The sequence below is a fragment of the Bacteroides clarus YIT 12056 genome (assembly GCF_900129655.1).
Lineage (GTDB): Bacteria > Bacteroidota > Bacteroidia > Bacteroidales > Bacteroidaceae > Bacteroides > Bacteroides clarus.
Map to the genome: position 1 here is coordinate 114,087 of NZ_FQWK01000007.1, position 20,429 is coordinate 134,515.

The following is a 20,429-nucleotide window of genomic DNA, read 5'->3' on the forward strand; positions in this document are numbered from 1 at the left end:
AAAAGCAACTTATATCAATAAAAAGACGGGGTTTTCCCCGTCTTTTTATTGATAACCATCGTAAACTTTCTTACCCATAAACACATATCCCGTTCCCTCATACTTTGTTCCTGAAAGCTCGGAATGAATATAACCGTTCCTTTCCACGAGTATCGTATGATAGATAGCCCGTTCCGGATTCTTTCTGGAATAAAACAGAATGCGCCGATTATCCGCTGTGTAAGAAATAATACTGTCAGTCTCCGTTTTCTCCCATTTCAGCCTTTTCAGCTTCCGCCTCAAGTAGCGTTGCATCAAATAGGTACGATGCCACGTCCCTCCCTTTTTGGAGACGAAAGGTTTACCGTCCAGCAAAGCGTTGGCATCATCATAGCAAGCAACGAAAAGATGGTTATCCGGAGAAGCCGCCAGCCATTGTTTCAGCTTATTGCCATACCGTTTATCATCCCAATTGTAATTGCTATCGATAAAGGAAATCCTTTTCACATACCCGGGTATTTCAGTATTGGCATCCATAAAGCCGAATATGAAGTTTCCACCGCCGCTATGACTGTTCAGCTCTATATGCGGATTGTATTCTGAAAAGAGAGCGAGGAGATATTCTACCGTTTCCTTGATTTTGTAATCACGCATCGGCCCGGCCTTTCTCCAGCGTCCCCAACTTTTGGAATCGGCTTCCAAATAGACGGTTACCCAGTTACAATCACGGGCCGTAGCCCTAAGATAGCGTGTTTGGGCCCCGATATTCTGTATATGGAAGTGCCAGTCATCTCCCTCTTCCGGCGCTTTGCCTATCGTCCATGCCGTACTGTTACCATTAGGCAAGGCATATAGTACGAGTTTGGTCGGTTTATTCCCGTCAAATAAAGATTCCGAAGGCGCATTGATATGGATATTGATTCCCGGAGCATAAACAAAAACCTTTTCCTGCTCTCCGGAAATAGGATTTACGGCAAATCCTGGTAACCGGTTACCAGGCTCCGCCTTTGCTTGCGACAACGTACCCTGCCCGTTCACTTGGATACAAAACAGGAAACATCCGATAAAAACTAAAGAAAACAAACGCTTCATATCATGTATATAAGAAAAATGCGTAGCCGGCTTGTCATATCCGGCTACGCATCAAATGATTCAATCTTAATTAATCAACATCCCACCATACATTATTCTGTATGCTGTTCGTTCCACCCATACGGCTTTCGGCCTCTTTTACGTTAGCCGCATTGACCGTATACTCTGAAGACGGATAATAGATGCGCTTAACATACGCGTTCGGAGTATTGTTGGCCTGGTCGGCAGGATTCATAGTGAACACACTTGAACTTACACTTGCAAACGGCATGAGCGTAGGCTTATGGAACTGGCGATGATCGGCCCAAGTTTCAAAAGAACATTCCTGGAATTGAGCAATATATTTTTGGGTAAGAATCTTATCCATATGCGTATTGCAATCGCCTGTTGTATCATCATATTTGGCGGTAGTCCCATAATAATTAGGAGCGGTAGAGGCCAGATAGTCCGTAATCACCGCTTCCGGAATATCAAACTCAGCCATATTTGAGCGTACGCCTGCTTCATAGGCATCCTTGGCATTACCGGCGATAAGGCCGCGCTCAATGGCAATCGCTTTCAGGAAGCACAATTCACTATATTTGAATAATTGATATTTTCTGTCGATCGTACCATAGTACCAAGGACCGATTTTTGCAAAGTTGCTGACGAACTGTCCGTTATCCATCGCAGCACCCACTGCGGATGTTACGTGTCCCGGGTCTGTTCCGTCCCAATTGCCTTTCATTGCCGGGTCCTGAGGATCGTCAATCATACCGGCAGGCTCAAACTGAATCGGAGCGCGGGGGTCAACCGTAGCAGGAGCATTTTTGGCAGCGATAATCGCTTCGGTTATATTTGCATTGCTGACACGGTCGGCAGCCGTAGGCCACGCTTGTCCGCCGATACCCGTTACAAGACGCTTGTAGGCAGTCGACATGTGCATTACGGCAGAGCCCTTATGATAGTAAATAGGATTCTGCGAGAACTTATCTTCGCCTTGTTTCATATAAGCGGCATCATCTTCACCGGCAAATACTCCGGCCGTAATGGCGGCTTCCGCTTCCGTTTTCGCCTTAGCGGCATCCACATCGGAGATACGGACGGCCATACGCAAACGGATAGAATTGGCAAACTTTTTCCATTTTGCGGCATCACCGCCATAAATAAGGTCATAAGAACCTACATTGTTAGCGGCCGATTCGTCCAGTTTACTTACCGCATCTTTCAATTCATCGAATATCGTGTAGTAGATATCTTTTTGCGTATCATATTTAGGCTGGTCTATATCATCGGCAGCTTCCGAATAAGGAACATCACCGATACAATTGGTCAGACGCAACATTACATAAGCCTTCCAGATGCGTGCCATCTGAACCACATTATTATAAATAGGTTTGTCCTCATTGGCGCTAATCAGAGAGTTGGCGTTCGTGAGTACCGTATAGCTCAAATTCCACAAATCGTCAATGTATCGGGAGTCAATGTTATAGTCGGAGGCCGACAGACCGTCGTTTGCCGAATATTCGCAGAGCGTACTGATCATCAGCTGGTCTATCTGCTGCCACTGATTGGCATACGGAATACCGCGTCCCTGGATAAATATCAACTGGAACTTAGGATCGACCGAACCCGGAGTAGGATTGTTAGGGTCGGTATTCATGTTGTCGAAATCGCCGGTACAACCCGCGAAGGCCATTGAGATACCAACGATGCTTATAATTGTTTTAAATAACTTATTCATATTATTATCCTTTTATGGGTTAGAATGTAACATTAAGATTGAAACCAAATGAACGGGTAGAAGGCAGAGATGCCGTTTCTATACCCTGTCCGTTGCCAGTAGAGTATGTACATTCAGGGTCAAATCCCGGAAGATTATTGTACAGGAAGCATACATTGTTAGCCACGGCACTGAGCTTGAGACCTCTGATAATGGTTTTTGCAAACCATTTGTCGGGTAATGTCCAAGTCAGATTCAGCTCGCGCAAACGTACGTTCGTTGTATCATAGATATAATTCCCGATATTGCCGTAGAACTGTCCCCAATAAGTAGTAGGGTCAAGTTCAACCGTATTCGGCAGTCCGGTATTTACATTCACGCCTTGGGAAATAAGTCCCTTACCGGTAGTATAGTATTCCTCACGTCCGGCAACCGTTTCTTTGGTCTGACCGTTGGATTGCAAACGCATCATGGATTGCAGATATACATCGCCGCCGTAACGCACATCAATCAAGAAACCGAATGACAAGTTTTTCCAGCGTAATGTAGAACCGATACCGGCCGTCCAATCCGGATTCATATTACCCGATACGCGTAATGTGTTATCAACGATATACTTACCGTCGTCACCTACCAAACGGTTTCCGTTATCGTCATACTTAAATCCGTTCGTATAAATCTGTCCGTAAGGTTCGCCAACCGTAGCTCTTACATAACAGTTCTGTCCCATAGGTTGAGCCAAAGTGATAGACTCTACCCCTTCGGTAAGCTCAACAATCTTGGAAGAGTTCTTTGCGAAATTCACCCATACGTTCCAATCCCAGTCCTTCGTACGGACAGGTACGGCATTCACCTGAAGTTCCCAGCCCCAGTTGTCTACGCGTCCGGCATTGATATACTTAGCGCTGTATCCGGATGTAATGGACGAAGGCATGGAGATGATTTGATTGTATGCGCGTTTGTCATAATAAGTAACGTCAAAGCCCAAACGGTTATCAAAGAAACGGACATCGGCACCGAATTCCATGGATTTGATAATCTCCGGTTTCAAATTAGCATTGGTCTTTGTCGAAGGTTCCGCTACACCCATCTGCCCGCCTGCCATGTTGGAAACGGTAGACAGTACAGACAATAACTGATAAGGATCCGTATCATTTCCGGCTTCGGCATAAGATGCACGTAACTTACCGAAAGAAATCCATTCGGGAACATTCACCTTGAACTTAGTCAGCATGTCGGTTACAGCCCAACCCAAAGAGAATGACGGATATAAGAACGAGCGGTTATTCTTCGGAAGAGTGGAAGACCAGTCGTTACGTACCGTCACATCGAAGAACAAATAATTATCCCAAGACAACTGTCCCAATGCATACAGGGATTGAACTTCCTTCTGTGAATTATAAGTCGACGTTGTTTGCGATATGCCATTCTGGATAGTATAGAGCTCCGGAATATTCAAGCCTTCGGCCGTAGCGACAAAAGTATTGTATTTACGGTTCATCTTATTACCGCCTACCGAAAGAGAACCGGAGAATTTAGAATCGGCGATATTGTCTTTCTGGGCCGTTACCAGGAAATCCACATTATATTCGGTCATATTATATTGTCCCGTAGAGAAACGGCCATCGCTATAACCGGAACTTGAAATCAATCCGTGACGTATCCATTTTTCTGTTTTCTTGCCATAAGTATCGCCACCGAAACGTACCATAGCCTTTAACCAACTGCTGATATCATACGTCAAGGAAGCAAAACCGTTGACGCGGTTCGTAACATCCTGGTTACCGGTAAGTGAAGTAGCGGCATACGGGTTATTTACGACTGTAAGCGGCTTGGAATACCAATCCAGAATATTGCCCTCTTCATCGAAAATATTTTTCATCTCGTGCAGATTAATGCTGCGGGGAGTATAAATCAATGCAAAAATAGGGTTAAAACCGGATGCGGAGAATTCCGGTCTTCCTTTACCTTTTTGATAAGTATAGTTCACCTTGGCATCAAGAGTAAGGTTCTTGATAATTTCACCGCCGGCACGAACCGAGAAATTATTCTTACTCAAACTGTTATTGGGAATAACCCCTTTACGTGTCGTATTGGAAAGTCCTACGCGATAATTCATCTTGGCCGCCGAACCCGTTACATCTACGGAGTTCGTCCAGGATGTACCCGTATTCATGAAATCCGAGAAATCATTGTTCTTAGCTTCCAAAGGACGGGTCTGTCCTGTCCAGTCGGTAACAACCGTACCCATTTTCGGGCCCCAAGAGTTACGGGAAGTAATATCGAACGCTCCTCCCGTACCCTGACCGTATTCATTCTGGAACTCAGGCTGAATCATCACATTCTCAAAAGTGAAATTGCTATTGTAAGAAACCAGCGTTTTACCGCCTTGTCCCTTCTTGGTAGTAACCAGGATAACACCGTTACCACCGCGTGAACCATACAGAGCGGTAGCCGAAGGGCCTTTCAATACAGAGATGGATTCAACATCATCGGGATTCAGCATTGACAATCCGTCACCGGTATCCGAGAATCCTGTACCCCAAGAGTTGGTAGTGGCATCGTCCACACCCTGAGTATTATCGAACGGCACACCGTCCACTACGACCAAAGGCATGTTATTACCGGAAATAGAGTTGTTACCGCGGATAACGATACGATTGGAACCGCCGGGAATAGAAGTTGCGGAAATATTCATACCGGCAACCTTACCATTCAGTGAAGTAGCGATATTTGCAGTACGGTTCTCGATAAGAGCATCCCCCTTTACATCCTGCACGGAATAACCGAGCGCTTTTTTCTCGCGTTTCATACCCAAAGCAGTAACCACGACTTCATCCAGCGCATAATTTGTTCCGCTCAAGGTTATTTTGTATTGCGAACTGCTTGTAATAGGAACTTCCTGATTATCATATCCTATATAAGACACAACAAGCGTTTTCCCATTGGACGGAACATCCAGTGAGAACTTTCCGTCGACATCCGTTGCAACACCTACACTCGTTCCTTGTACCAGTACTGCCGCTCCGATGATAGGTTCGCCATTGGAATCTATAACAACTCCCGAAATTTTCTTTGCATGCTGTGCATTTGACGAAGTGGCATTCTGCGCATATACACTCATTCCAGAGAAGCAACCGCCGCACATAAGCATTAAACCGGTTACCGATAGAATAAATAATCTTTTTATCAAAGTAGTCTGTGTTACCATTACATCGGCACTACTTCTTTTGTGTTCTCCATTCATAAATGATTGATGATTTTGTTGTTAATTAAAAATAGTATTCTCAAAAAAATGGATAGCGGGTAGATAAATCAGAATAGAGCTATCCTACTCTTTTTAGGACTCTTTTACTGTTCCATAGGCTTTTCTTCCGTTTAAAGGTTCATAACTACTATATTATATCTCTTTTTTCTTTAAAAGTCCAAGTCCACGAGGAACTCGGTATATATTGATTTTGAATTAAATCCGGTTAATTTCTTAACTTTGCCGGTCGTTTTAAGAGATAAATCTTGTTATTAACAAAGGTGATAAAGTATTTTGTGTACTTCACACGTAACAAAGATATATTATTATTCAATATCAAGAACATTTCTTTGCAATTTTTTAACCTTATACTTTTAAATTTGCAAAGATTACTTCTATATACCTTATATATATAAGAGTTTAAGGTTCTTCAATATTTAAAGAATGGAATTCTATCAGTCCGTTCATCGGAGTTTCTTCAATTACATCCAATCCGATTCCAAATTCACCGGCAACTTCTCTCAGTATGGCTGCATAGCTGTTGGCCAACGAACCAACGAATCGAATAGGATAGTTTTTGTAGTCGTATTGGCATACGTTTCGAGTGAAAAAGCTTCTTAAATTACTGGTTATCAGATTGAACACATAATCATCATTAGTGTAATCAGCTAAGAAATAAGAAATCGTAGAAAGAAAACGATTCGGGAAAGGACGGTTGTACACCGATTCCATCACTTCATTGGGACTGATACGGAATTTCTCAAAAAAATCTGTCATCACATACTTAGGCGCCAATCCTTTTAGAACATCAGACAGAAACATTTTACCCAGTACGGCTCCACTGCCTTCATCACCTAAGATATAACCGCCCGCTTTGACATTCTTGACTACGATTTTTCCATCATAAAAGCATGAATTAGAGCCGGTTCCCAAGATACAAGCAATACCGGCCTCGCATTTGAACAAACCGCGGGCAGCCGCAAGAAGGTCGCTTTCCACTTGGATAGGGGTTTTGAATTGTGCTACTAATGATGCACCCAATATATTCTTTTTCTCATAAGAGGTACATCCGGCTCCATAATAATATACTTGTTCTAATTTCCTTTTGAAAAAAATCTCGGGCAACCCTAAGCGTACACTCCGGCTAATCTCCCTTCGTGTTTGGAAGAAAGGATTAAGTCCCTCGGTGAAAACACGCTGTATCAAGTGGTTATCTTCAACCAGGGCCCATTCAGTTCTTGTAGAACCACTTTCCGCAATCAGTTTCATAGGTAGTTAGTTTTAGAATTGAATACAAATATATAGTTATTTTTAATATTTCTGCGATAATTCTTCAAAAAGTTTGCTTTATGGTCTGTATCCATCATTGCGGATTACTTTTATAGAATAAAATATTTGCAAGGTGATAATTGTTTGCGCATCTGCTACCAATAAACAGCCGGTTACTTATTTTAATTCGTTAGACATCTGTTATCCTTTCGTTAGACAACTGTCTAACGAAAGGATAACAGATGTCTAACGCAAGGGCAACAACCGTCCGACGAATTATTGTCCGCAGCCGTAGCGATTAATGGATATACAACATACAGAAAAAAACTGTAATCCGATTTTTTAATTTATCCTGATACCATCCATGCGAATAAGAAAATCCGCCCGAGTTCCTCGTGGACTTGGAAAAGAAGAGAAAAAAAGAGAGATAACATATACAATTATGAACCTTTAAATAGAAAAACGCCTATGAAGCAATGAAAGAATCTCAGAGGATATAGTTCATTCTACCCCTCATCCATTCATTTTTTACCTAATTGGAGAAACTATTTTTATTAACAAAAAATCATCAATCACTTATGAATGAAGATCGCAAAAAAAGAGGAATTGCAAATCATAAGATCCTCATGACAGTAGCTATCTGCGCACTGTTTCTTGGCAGCGGTAACACTTTTGCTGCCCGGTCTGCTTCCCATGAAAATCATGGTATAACCGAACAGATGCAATCTGTCGCTGTAAACGTATTAGTAGTAGATGCCCAAGGAGAACCCATTATCGGTGCCAACGTCATAGAAAAAGGTACCACCAATGGTGGAATTACAGACATCAACGGAAAAATCAAAATGAATGTCAAGGCAGGAGCTATCCTGCAAATCTCTTTTGTGGGATATACCACCCAGGAAGTAAAGGCCAGTCCTAACTTGCGAGTAGTATTAAAAGATGACACCGAGTTACTGGATGAAGTAGTGGTTGTAGGATATGGTTCACAAAAGAAAGAAAATCTGACAGGAGCAGTTTCTTCTGTTAATGTAAATCAGACATTAGAAGGACGTCCCATTGCCGATATCGGCCGTGGCTTACAAGGTACCACTCCGGGTTTGTCTATCCAAGTGCCAAGCGGTGAAGTCGGTTCCGACCCGATTATCAAAATACGTGGACAGGTCGGTTCTATCGAAGGTGAGGCAACACCCTTGATTTTGCTGGATAATGTGGAAATCCCCTCTATACAGATGGTCAACCCTGATGATATAGAAAGCATTTCCGTATTGAAAGATGCCGCATCCGCTTCCATCTATGGTGCTAAAGCAGCATTCGGTGTAGTATTGATTACAACCAAAAAAGGAGCGAAAACCGACAAGGTCAATGTTTCCTACCAGGGAAATCTCTCTTTCCAGAATATGGCTAAAGAGATGAAAATGGGACAACTCAATGCTTTGGAATATAGCGTGGAAGCCATGAAGCGTTCAGGAAAGACCGTCACCGGCGGTATATCATTCTACATGACAGAGTCCGGCTTGGAACGCGCTCGCAAATGGCAAAACAAGTATGGCGGCAAATTAGGACCTGACGATCCGTATGTATACGGACGAGACTGGTATGTGGATGCCAATGGACGGAATATTGGTCTAAGGACATTTGACCCATACGATTATATGGTACGCGAATGGGCGCCGACCCACTCGCACAACGTTTCAATCAACGGAAAAAGTGGAAAAACAACTTATAATATCGGTCTGGGTTACCTGCACCAAAACGGTATGATGAAACCCGCCAAGAAAGACGATTTTACCCGTTATAACGCATCCGTACGTTTAAGTACCGAAATTAATAAATACTTGACCGTACGTGCCGGTTCTATCTTCTCTTCACGCGACAAGAGATATCCATACGCAACATCATCTACTACGGCCGACCCCTGGTTGTACTTATACCGTTGGGGACCTAACATGCCGTTAGGAGTCAATGAGGACGGAAACGACCTGCGCAGCCCATGGTCTGAAACCAAACAGGCCAATACGGCTTCACAAGTAGACAACTATCTAAACATAAGCCTGGGAACAACAGTGAATGTCACAAAAGACTGGAAGTTTGATTTCGATTATACTTACGCCAGCGAAACAGGTGTCATCAAAAGACCGGGAACCCGTTACAGCGCAGCCAATGCATGGATGGCAGGTACATTAAAAACAGATGCGGCAGGCAACCAAATCTATGTAAACGATTTAGGCCAGCAGGTAGCAGCAACCGCAGAAGGCGCGATGCCGGCATATGAATTGCCATATCAAGAGTACACGGCTCACGGCGCCAACCCCGACCACATTTATAGAAAATCTTCGGGAGCCCGTCGCCATACTTTCAATGCCACAACAGATTATAACTGGCAATTGAATGATGACAACAATTTCAAATTCTTGCTCGGTATGAACTTGGTGACTTACGATTATGAAGATAACTGGTCACAAATTACGGACTTAACCGATATTACCAATCCCCAGTTTGATCTCGCCGTAGGTACTCAAACAGCAAGCGGTAACCAAAAGTGGGAAGGCCAAATGGGTTATTTCGGTCGTATCAACTACAACTATAAAGAAAAATACCTGTTGGAAGCCAATCTGCGCTATGACGGTACATCCAAGTTCCCGTCCGGAATGAAATGGCGTTGGTTCCCCTCATTCTCTGCCGGCTGGCGTTTGAGCGAAGAGGCTTTCATGGAATGGGCAAAACCGACACTCAACTCTTTCAAAATCCGCGGTTCATGGGGTATTATCGGTGACCAGACCGTAGATAACGGCTTATATGTGTCTTCTCTGGGTACAGGACAAGTTAGCTGGTTAGGCGCCGACGGACAGAAATTATTCTATCGCGGTACCCCGACAGCCGTAGCAACTTCCATTACCTGGCAAGACATCGCTACACTGGACTTAGGCTTCGACGCACGCTTCTTCCACGGTGATTTCGGCGTTACCTTTGACTGGTATCAACGTGATACGCGTAATATGATTGTTCCGGGCGCGGGCGTAGCCTATACTTTCGGCGCCGCAGCTCCTAAAGGAAATTACGGTTCTTTAAGAACACGCGGCTGGGAAGTTTCATTAGACTACAACCATCGCTTTAATAACGGCTTGGGTATCAACGCCATGTTTACATTATCCGACGCCCAAACAGAAATCACAGAATACAGTGACACCCGTTTAATCAGTGATTATTATGTGGGCAAGAAGTATGGCGAAATATGGGGTTACAGAACCGAACGCTTATACCAGAAAGATGATTTCGTATACGATAATAACGGCGAGTTAGTAACCGTATGGGCATTAAATGGAAAAGAAGTGGCGGCAGGAACTGCCGGCGCCAAAGAAATGAACAAATTGAAAGATCCGAACGGAGTATATCAAGACTTCCTGCAATCGGGTGACTTCAAATTCGGTCCGGGTGATGTGAAATACGCCGATTTAAACGGTGACGGTAAATTAGGTAATGGCGCAGGTACGGTAGATGATCCGGGAGATAAAGAAGTAATCGGTAATGAGACACCGAGATTCGAATATGGTATCCGTTTAGGAGCAGACTATAAAGGTTTCGACCTTTCTGTCTTCATGCAAGGAGTAGGCAAGCGTCAGATATGGGGTAACGGATTCTTGGCTATCCCCGGCTACAATACCGCCGATGGCGCTCTTCCCGATGCTATCGCAAGCGACTACTGGACTGAAGATAATCCCGGAGCATTCTATGCGCGCCCGTGGAACCAAGCCGGTTCAAACGATGCTTATAACTATTACAAACAGTCTCGTTATCTATTAAACATGTCTTATTTCCGTATCAAGAATATCACATTAGGTTATTCTCTTCCGGAAAATATCATCAAAAAGGTACGCATGCAAAAAGCACGTATCTATCTGGCATTGGAAAACTTCTTTACATTTGACAAGTTGAACGGACTCCCCATCGATCCGGAAGCCATCTCAGGTTATTCCATGTTCGACACAGAGAACTACAACAGTGGCCGTACAGGTGTGGGAACTCCAACTTTCAAGAGTGTATCAGTAGGTGTACAGTTGAACTTCTAATAAACAGAATTATATGAAAAAATATATATTTGCTTTACTTTCTGCCGCAACCTTTATAATAAGCGGATGCGACTCGGTTCTGGAACGTCCGGTACTGACGAAACCATTGGATGAAACATATGGAAAGACCGATACCGAATATCGGTTGTATGTTAACGAAGCATACCCCGTTTATTTTGTAGGGTATAACAGCAGTTGGGGTAGCGCCTACGCTCCTCTGAGAGGATATAATTTTTCTGACGACAACGCGTCATCGGGAAAACAGACTTCCTTTGAAAATACGATTCCTACCAGTCGCGGCAGCTACAATACCAGCGACCTTGCCAATTCATGGATTACCCAATACGCAGCCGGCAACTGGAACTTTGCCTGGGTACGTAAATGGAATATAATGATTGACAAGTTGGAGCAGTATAAAAGTGTCTTAGAAGAAGAAACTTACAATCATTGGATGGGAGTAGCCCGGTTCTTACGCGGTTTTGAATACTGCCGTTTAGTGGAAACCTTTGGCGATGTGCCTTATTACAGCAAGTCCATCACCGATGCGGATACCGATGAAATGTACAAAGACCGTACTCCGCGTAATGAAGTAATGGGATATGTATACGAAGATTTTGATTTTGCACTAAACAACATCCGCAAAAATGACGGTACCCAATATCTGAACAGATATATCGCTGCCGGTTTCATCAGCCGCCTGATGTTATTTGAAGGAACTTGGCAGAAATATCACAAAAGCGATACCGAACTTGCAAAAAAATACCTGACGCAAGCGAAAGAGGCAGGTGAACTGGTATTGGGCAACAACCAGTGGCAAATCTCCAGTGACTTCAAGAGCCTGTTCGGTTCGATGGATTTGAGCGGAAACAAAGAAGTTTTAATGTACAGACACTATGATGCTGGTGTCAGCGTAACCCACTGTGTGGCCTCTTACTCCAACGGTGCGGAAAGTCAAGGCGGCGCCACTCTGGCATTAGCGAAATCATTCATCTGCAATGACGGTAAAGTGTACCAAAACTCAAGCCTTGCGGATGCGGACAACCTTGATATCGAGAATATGGCTAAAACCCGCGACCCGCGTTTTGAGGCGACATTTTGGGACGAGCCGCGCATTCAAGCCGGTACACTGCTTTACAGTTGGAAATTCATAGACCGTGTCGGCCCCACTTATTTCGGCGGTACCTATCCTGCCCAATATGGCAGTATGACTAATACAAACGACTATCCGGTCATGCGTCTGGCAGAGGTAATGTTGAACTGGCTGGAAGCTAAAGCAGAATTGGCGTTAATGGGTGGTGAGCTTGTTACACAAGACGATATCGATAATACAATCAATAAGATTCGCGACCGTCCTCTTGACGAAACCGCTATCAGCAAAGGTTTACAGAAAACACGACACATGCAACTGGCTGAGATAACAGACAATTTCGACCCCGCACGAGATAAGGGAGATTTAGTAGCCGGTGACTATGCCGTAGATCCGTTAATTTGGGAAATTCGCCGTGAACGCCGAATGGAGTTTGTGTACGAACATTCCCGCCTGCTTGATTTGAAACGCTGGAAGAAGCTGCATTACATGAATAATAAAACATATCCGGACACAATGCTCGGCTTATGGATAGATTTAAAAGCAGAACTTCCCAACTATCTTGAGGAGGACAATATTGATATCACGACTGTGGCAGTGCCTGATGGTAACGGATACAAATACATAACCTATGACGGAACCAATGCCGACGAAATGAAAGGTTTTTATGTCCCGGAAGCTGCCGAAGCAAGAGATGACTTCAGCGATCGTTCATATTTGGCTCCTGTAGGTGAGGCTCAAATCAACGAGTATAATGCTAAAGGATATAAGTTAACGCAAACAACTCTCTGGTAACAGAAGAGCATTGCCGATAAGAGGTATATTAAGGAGGGGAGCGGCTTCCATTCTTAATATACCTCTTTTTTATAATACTCTGTCTATGAATTATTATAAATTGAACTCCTGATTAATTCTTCTCGCCGCTTCCAGCTTTCCGTCTTTCAATAAAGCCCGGGCATTAAAGAAATTGACCCCATCGGCTCCTGCCTCAATGGATAATTTAGCCGCCTGATACAACTCTTCCGCTGTAATATCGGGTACAAACAAACCGGAAACATATTTATTTTTATGGAAAGTCTCGCGTAAGCCGTTCTCAACACTAAACGGTATCCAGTCAAGGCTTTCCGAATAGAAAGACTGATAGTTCATCGGGCATACGATATCCAGCTTCCATGTAGGCCAGTCCTGATATACCGTCATACGCGCACGGGTGGGATACGGAAATACCGCAGCCGAAAGTAACTTGCCCTTAGCGTGGGTTTCGCCGGCAATTTCGTTGACCAGAGAGGAAACTTCATTCAAACGGAATTGCAACCATTCCGGACTCATCCAGGGAGCCTGCAAATCCAACGGAGAATAACCGAACTGTTTTTTGAACTTTTCAATCGCTGCCGGATGATAGCCGAAATCATATTCCGCACGATAGGTATCCTGCTGAATTTTAAATTTATACTGTTGCAACCGTCTTCCCAATACGGCATCATTATAACGGATAAAATCCAGATGCACAGAAGTCAATCCTTCTAAAGCCGCATACGAAGCCGCCTTATCTTTCATATACCGGCGAGCTTCCGGAACAGACGGGCTCAACCACTTATAATGTTTTACATAAGGATCGTACTCATGGCTATTATAGCCTACACGATTGACATCAAACCATTCCGGATGCGCCAATGCCGCAGAATCCCGGGGAGCATTCACCGTAAACATCCAAGCATGTACCTTCGCCCCCGGATAGAACTTGGCAGCCTCGATATAACGTGCCACTTCCTCAGGAGAGCCGCACATGTAATAGTTTTTAATTCCCGCCTCATCAAAAGGCTTCATCCAGCGGATAATAGAATCTACCGAAGCCGTTTTATCCACATCGTCCCATACGCCTAAAGCAATTTTCTGTTCTGTTACGGGTGTTTTCTTCTTGCTTTTTGCAGAAACCGGCAATACACTGTAACAAAAAAAACAAACAAGTGCTACAAATAAATAAGTAGTTTTCATGATGATGATTTTAAGAGTTATACAACATAAATTAAATTCGCATGGTGGCAAAGATAGTATTTTCTTGAATATCAGCTAATGCCTGCGTCAATTAATTGCAAATTAATAATTATAATACTAAATATTCGCAAATAATTGTTTTTGATATTAAAATAAAAAGTATCTTTGTTCCATACAAATTCCCCTTAATAATACTATTATGAAGAAGCTGCTACTATTGACCATTCTGCTATGTAGTTCATTATTGTGTCAAGCGCAAAAAGAGCGCATTATCTTAGGCGATGAACAAACTTCAGAGTATTTTCCAATCCTGAAAGGAAAACGAATTGCGATTTTCTCCAATCACACCGGAATGGTGGGAGACAAGCACTTACTGGATGTTCTGCTGGAAAACAAATTCAACGTAGTAGCAATCTTTTCACCCGAGCACGGTTTCCGCGGAGATGCGGATGCGGGAGAGCATGTATCCAATTCCGTTGATAAAAAAACAGGGGTTCCCATCCTTTCCCTTTATGACGGAAAAGACAAAAAGCCGAGTGAAGCATCCATGAGAAAATTTGATATACTGGTTATCGATATACAAGACGTCGGCTTGCGATTCTATACCTATTATATCACAATGTGCCGATTGATGGACGCCTGTGCGGAATACAACCGCAAGGTTTTATTGTTGGACCGTCCCAATCCGAACGGACATTATGTAGACGGCCCGATACTGGATATGAAATATAAATCCGGAGTAGGCTGGTTGCCTATCCCCATCGTACACGGAATGACGCTGGGCGAGCTGGCGTTAATGGTAAACGGCGAACGCTGGTTGCCGGCTTCACGCGTATGCGACCTTACCGTTATACCTTGTAAGAACTATACACATCAGACCAAATACGTCTTGCCGATTCCACCTTCTCCCAACTTGCCCGACATGAAGTCCATTTATCTATATCCGGCTACCTGCTATTTTGAGGCTACGCCCGTCAGTCTGGGCAGAGGGACCTCACTCCCCTTTCAGGTATACGGCCATCCCAACATGACAGGCTATAATTACAGCTTTACACCTAAAAGCATTCCCGGAGCCAAAAATCCTCCGCAACTGAACAAACTGTGCCATGGTGTAAACCTCAGTAATATGAGCGACGAGGAAATCTGGGAGCGCGGAGTAGACCTGAGCTACATAATCGATGCGTATAAGAATCTGAATATGGGTGATCATTTTTTCCGCCCTTTCTTCGAACTGTTAGTTGGAACCGACTATGTTCGTAAAATGATAGAAGACGGAAAAAGCGCCGGAGAAATAAAAAGCCGTTGGAAAGGCGATGTGGAAAAGTTCAAGGAACAACGGAAACCTTATTTGTTGTACCAAGAATAATCATTCATAAAAAACAATTACTAATCAACCTGTAAATACTAATACCCGATCACAACAATGAGTCCACTATCCGTTATCATCACTATCGCCGTCTATTTTATAATACTATTTACAGTATCTTACATTGCCGGCAGAAAAGCAGACAATGCAGGTTTCTTTGTAGGTAACCGCAAATCATCCTGGTATGTGGTAGCCTTTGCAATGATTGGCTCCAGCATATCCGGAGTAACGTATGTCTCCGTACCCGGCATGGTCGCCGCAAGTAACTTCGGCTATCTGCAAATGGTATTGGGATTTATTGCCGGACAGTTAATTATTGCTTTTGTCCTGACGCCCCTATTCTATCGGATGAACCTGGTTTCTATTTACGAATACCTGGAGAACCGTTTCGGCATGTCCTCATACCGGACCGGAGCCTGGTTTTTCTTTATCTCCAAAATGCTCGGGGCGGCAGTACGCTTATTCCTTGTCTGCCTGACATTGCAGTTGTTAGTATTTGAACCTTTCGGATTACCGTTTATTCTGAATGTGGCTATCACCGTAGCATTGGTATGGTTGTATACGTTCCGCGGCGGAGTAAAGTCACTCATTTGGACAGACTCTTTGAAAACTTTCTGCCTCGTGGTATCGGTCGTACTATGTATCTGTTACATCGCTTCCGACCTTAATCTGTCTTTTACCGGCATGATAAGTACAATTGCCGACAGTGATATGTCCCGTATATTCTTCTTCGACGATGTCAACGGCAAACAATATTTCTTCAAGCAATTCTTTGCCGGAGCGTTTACCATGATAGCCATGACCGGATTAGACCAGGATATGATGCAGCGTAATCTCAGTTGTAAGAATTTTAAAGATTCACAAAAGAATATGATTACCAGTGTCATTTCACAGTTCTTCGTGATTCTGCTGTTCCTGATGCTGGGCGTATTGCTTTACATATTCGCCAACAGCCAGGGAATACAGGTAGACAAAAGCGACGAGCTTTTCCCCGTAATCGCTACCGGAAACTACTTCCCTGCCATTGTAGGTATCCTGTTTATTATCGGCTTGATTTCTTCCGCTTATTCGGCGGCCGGTTCCGCCTTGACGGCTCTTACAACATCTTTCACCGTAGATATTCTCGGCACCAAAGGAAAAACGGAAGAAGAGATTGTTAAGATACGGAAACGGGTACACGTAGGAATGGCCGTAATAATGGGTATCACTATTTTTATATTTAACCTGCTGAACAATACCAGTGTAATTGATGCCGTATATATTCTGGCAAGCTACACGTACGGTCCTATCTTAGGCTTATTTGCCTTCGGTATCTTTATGAAGCAACAGGTACGGGATAAATACATACCGCTGGTAGCGATCGTCTCCCCGTTCCTCTGCTTTATCCTGCAAAAGAATTCGGAAGCATGGTTCAACGGTTATCAGTTCAGCTACGAACTGCTTATATTCAATGCACTGTTCACATTCATCGGACTCTGCATATTGATAAAGAAAGACAAATAGAACATTTAACTTAATACATCATCATGAGTGTAAGACTTCACTTTTTATTCAGCATGCTCGCCGCCGCCCTCATCCCCCAGTTGGGCGGCGCGCAAGAGCTTCCGGCAGAAACCCGCCGGAAGATAGGGAAATTTCTGGATGCCACTGCGCGGAAAGAAATATCCATAGGACGCATCACGATTGATTCCGTTGCCATAGAGGGCAGCACCCTGCAGCTCTTCGCGAATATGAACTGCTCCTATATTCCTTTTCGGGAAGCTAATGTGGCGGAAATTTATCAAGGAATCAACGCTTTGTTACCGAGCGGATTTACAAAATACAAGCTACAGTTACGTACCAATAAACACAGTATTGAAGAATTGATACCGCAAGCATTGCGCTCAAAGAAAGATAAAAAATCCCTGACATTCTGTCAAAATGTAGAAAAGCCTTTAGTAAGCAAAGTCTCCAGGCCTTATACTCCTGCCAACGGACTGCAAAACCGGCATATAGCTTTATGGCAGAGTCACGGTTTCTACTACGAACCGAAGCTCAACCGCTGGGAATGGCAGCGTGCCCGTTGTCTGCAAACAGTGGAAGACCTGTACACCCAAAGTTTCGTGTTACCCTATCTCATCCCGATGCTGGAGAATGCCGGAGCCAATGTGCTGATTCCGCGCGAACGTGACTGCCAGACGGCCGAAATCATTATAGACAATGACGGTTGTCTTAATACACGCTCCGCATATGTGGAAAATACCGCAGACAAGGCATGGATGCAAGGCAACGGAAAAGGTTTTGCGCATCTTCGTTCGCAATACACAGACTTTGAAAACCCTTTCAAAGAGGGGACTTTCCGTACCATAGAAACTATCAAGAAAGGAAAAGAAAGTATTGCCGAATGGATTCCTGAGATACCTCAAAACGGACAATACGCAGTTTACGTGTCTTATCAAACCGTCCCGAACAGTAGCGATGACGCCCTTTATACCGTTTATCATAAAGGCGGGATATCTCAATTCAAAGTGAACCAAAAGATGGGAGGAGGTACCTGGATTTATTTAGGAACCTTCGGTTTCGATGCGGGAAAAAACAATACCTGTAAAGTAACCCTGAGCAACCGTTCCGACAAAGCCGGACAAATCGTGACAGCCGATGCCGTAAAGATTGGCGGCGGTATGGGAAACATTGCCCGTCGCATCTCGGAAGAAGGAGCGACTGATAATTTGAAGAGTTCCGACAAAACCGTCAATTCATCCAACGCAACAGGAAATACAACGGCGACACATCAATCGGCTTATGTCACCGAATACCAAAAGAGCGGTTACCCCCGTTTCTGCGAAGCCGCCCGCTATTGGATGCAATGGGCAGGAATTCCGGACAGTGTGTATTCCGAAAGTCATGGTAAGAACGACTACACGGATGATTATAAAAGCCGCGGCATATGGGTGAACTACCTTGCCGGCGGTTCTGCCGCCAATCCCACAGAGAAAGGGCTGAACATTCCGATAGATATGGCATTCGCTTTTCACTCGGACGCCGGAACCACACTCAACGACTCTGTCATCGGAACACTCGGCATCTATCAGACAGACGCTTACAACGGCGTATTCGCCAATGGCGCCTCACGTTATCTGTCTCATGACCTGACAGACCTTATCCAATCCAATATCGTGCGTGATATTCGGACACTGTACGAGCCTCGATGGACCCGTCGCGGCAAATGGAACCAATCGTACTATGAGGCTCGTGTGCCACGAGTACCGACAATGTTGCTCGAATTGCTCTCTCATCAGAACTTTGCCGATATGCGTTACGGTATCGACCCCCGTTTCCGATTTACCGTCAGCCGCGCCATTTACAAAGGCATGTTACAATTTCTCTGTTCGCAATACCACATGGATTATGTAGTACAACCGCTACCGGTTGACCACATGGCTTTGCGTATGATTGGCGAGAATGAAATTGAGCTGACCTGGCAACCGGTGACCGACTCTTTGGAACCGACCGCCACTGCCGAAAAATATATTGTCTATACCCGAATCGGCAACGGAGATTTTGATAATGGCATAGTGGTAGATAAGAACAGTTACCGTACCGCCCTCCCTGCCGGCGTTGTATGCAGCTATAAAGTAACCGCCCTCAACAAAGGCGGTGAGAGTTTCCCCTCTGAGATTCTTTCAGCCGGAAAAGCTTTCAACAGCAAGGGTACCGTATTAGTGGTTAACGGATTCGACCGCATCAGCGCTCCGGCAGATTTTGTAGCCCCGGCTCCGGCGGATACATTGCTGGCCGGTTTTCTGGACGAATCAGACCACGGAGTACCTTACATCAAAGATATCAGCTATATAGGAAAAATGAAAGAATACCGTCGTTCCGTTCCCTGGATGGATGATGACGCATCCGGCTTTGGCGACAGTTACAGCAACTATGAAACACAGGTTATCGCCGGAAACACATTTGACTATCCTGCCCTGCATGGAGCTGCCATATTAAAATCCGGTTACTCTTTCGTTTCCAGCAGCGACGAAGCCGTTGAAAACGGAAAAGTCACCTTGAACGATTATAAATACGCCGACCTTATCCTCGGTAAAGAATGTCAGACCAAGATAGGCAGGGGCGGAGTGAAACCGCTGGAGTTCAAAACATTCAGTAAGCCGATGCAAGACTGTATTACATCTTACTGTAACCAAGGCGGCAATATCTTTATATCAGGCGCCTATGTAGGAACCGACTTATGGGATAATCGCCTGATTCCCGCCAATGAAGAAGACAAGAAATTTGCCACGGAAGTTCTGAAATATAAGTGGCGTACAGGACAAGCCACAACGATGGGCAAAGTAAAGTGCGTAGCTTCTCCGTTCCCGTCTCTTTCTGGAAACTATACTTATTATAATGAGTTGAATACGGATTCTTACGTTGTGGAATCTCCTGACGCCATCGAGCCCGCTACGAAAGAAGCATATACCGTAATGCGCTATTCGGAGAATAATCTGAGTGCCGGAGTGGCTTATCAAGGAAGCTATAAGACTTGTGTTTTAGGATTCCCCTTCGAGTCACTGCGCACAGCGGAAGAAAGAGATTGCCTGATGAGCGCCATTCTGACGTTCTTCAGCAGTAATAGTAAGAAGTAAAAACAAATT

Annotated in this window: 10 protein-coding genes; 5 read left to right on the forward strand and 5 right to left on the reverse strand. The window is 44.3% G+C overall.

Annotation, left to right across the window (positions count from 1 at the left end; translation table 11 throughout):
* Window positions 1–45: 45 nt before the first annotated feature.
* The 4 genes from BUB52_RS13695 to BUB52_RS13710 form a co-directional block, all read right to left on the reverse strand.
* Window positions 46–1,071 carry a hypothetical protein gene (locus BUB52_RS13695; RefSeq protein WP_009121815.1) on the reverse strand — a complete coding sequence of 342 codons (1,026 nt, stop codon included), beginning with the start codon at window positions 1,069–1,071 and terminating at the stop codon, window positions 46–48.
* A gap of 70 nt (window positions 1,072–1,141) precedes the next feature.
* On the reverse strand, window positions 1,142–2,794 hold the full coding sequence (locus BUB52_RS13700; protein WP_009121814.1) for a SusD/RagB family nutrient-binding outer membrane lipoprotein: 1,653 nt from the start codon (window positions 2,792–2,794) through the stop codon (window positions 1,142–1,144).
* A gap of 19 nt (window positions 2,795–2,813) precedes the next feature.
* Complete coding sequence (locus BUB52_RS13705; protein ID WP_009121813.1) at window positions 2,814–6,020, reverse strand: SusC/RagA family TonB-linked outer membrane protein; 3,207 nt, start codon at window positions 6,018–6,020, stop codon at window positions 2,814–2,816.
* Between the two features lie 420 nt (window positions 6,021–6,440).
* Window positions 6,441–7,289 carry a hypothetical protein gene (locus BUB52_RS13710; RefSeq protein ID WP_009121812.1) on the reverse strand — a complete coding sequence of 283 codons (849 nt, stop codon included), beginning with the start codon at window positions 7,287–7,289 and terminating at the stop codon, window positions 6,441–6,443.
* Window positions 7,290–7,867: 578 nt separating this feature from the next.
* Here BUB52_RS13710 and BUB52_RS13715 point away from each other — a divergent pair.
* The gene (locus BUB52_RS13715) at window positions 7,868–11,356 is read left to right on the forward strand and encodes a SusC/RagA family TonB-linked outer membrane protein (protein WP_009121811.1); all 3,489 of its coding nucleotides are present in this window, start codon (window positions 7,868–7,870) and stop codon (window positions 11,354–11,356) included.
* A gap of 13 nt (window positions 11,357–11,369) precedes the next feature.
* Complete coding sequence (locus BUB52_RS13720) at window positions 11,370–13,238, forward strand: RagB/SusD family nutrient uptake outer membrane protein (protein ID WP_009121810.1); 1,869 nt, start codon at window positions 11,370–11,372, stop codon at window positions 13,236–13,238.
* Window positions 13,239–13,331: 93 nt separating this feature from the next.
* On the opposite strand, the gene BUB52_RS13725 is transcribed toward BUB52_RS13720, so the two are convergent.
* The gene (locus tag BUB52_RS13725) at window positions 13,332–14,438 is read right to left on the reverse strand and encodes a putative glycoside hydrolase (protein ID WP_009121809.1); all 1,107 of its coding nucleotides are present in this window, start codon (window positions 14,436–14,438) and stop codon (window positions 13,332–13,334) included.
* A gap of 199 nt (window positions 14,439–14,637) precedes the next feature.
* Between BUB52_RS13725 and BUB52_RS13730 the strand changes: the two genes are divergently transcribed.
* From BUB52_RS13730 to BUB52_RS13740, 3 genes are read left to right on the forward strand one after another with little or no spacing between them, the layout of a single operon-like run.
* On the forward strand, window positions 14,638–15,804 hold the full coding sequence (locus BUB52_RS13730; protein WP_009121808.1) for an exo-beta-N-acetylmuramidase NamZ family protein: 1,167 nt from the start codon (window positions 14,638–14,640) through the stop codon (window positions 15,802–15,804).
* Between the two features lie 57 nt (window positions 15,805–15,861).
* Window positions 15,862–17,307 (forward strand): sodium:solute symporter, encoded by a 1,446-nt coding sequence (locus tag BUB52_RS13735; RefSeq protein ID WP_009121807.1) that lies wholly within the window; start codon window positions 15,862–15,864, stop codon window positions 17,305–17,307.
* Between the two features lie 23 nt (window positions 17,308–17,330).
* Window positions 17,331–20,420, forward strand: coding sequence for a golvesin C-terminal-like domain-containing protein (locus BUB52_RS13740; protein ID WP_039950696.1), 3,090 nt, complete (start codon window positions 17,331–17,333; stop codon window positions 20,418–20,420).
* Window positions 20,421–20,429 lie beyond the last annotated feature (9 nt).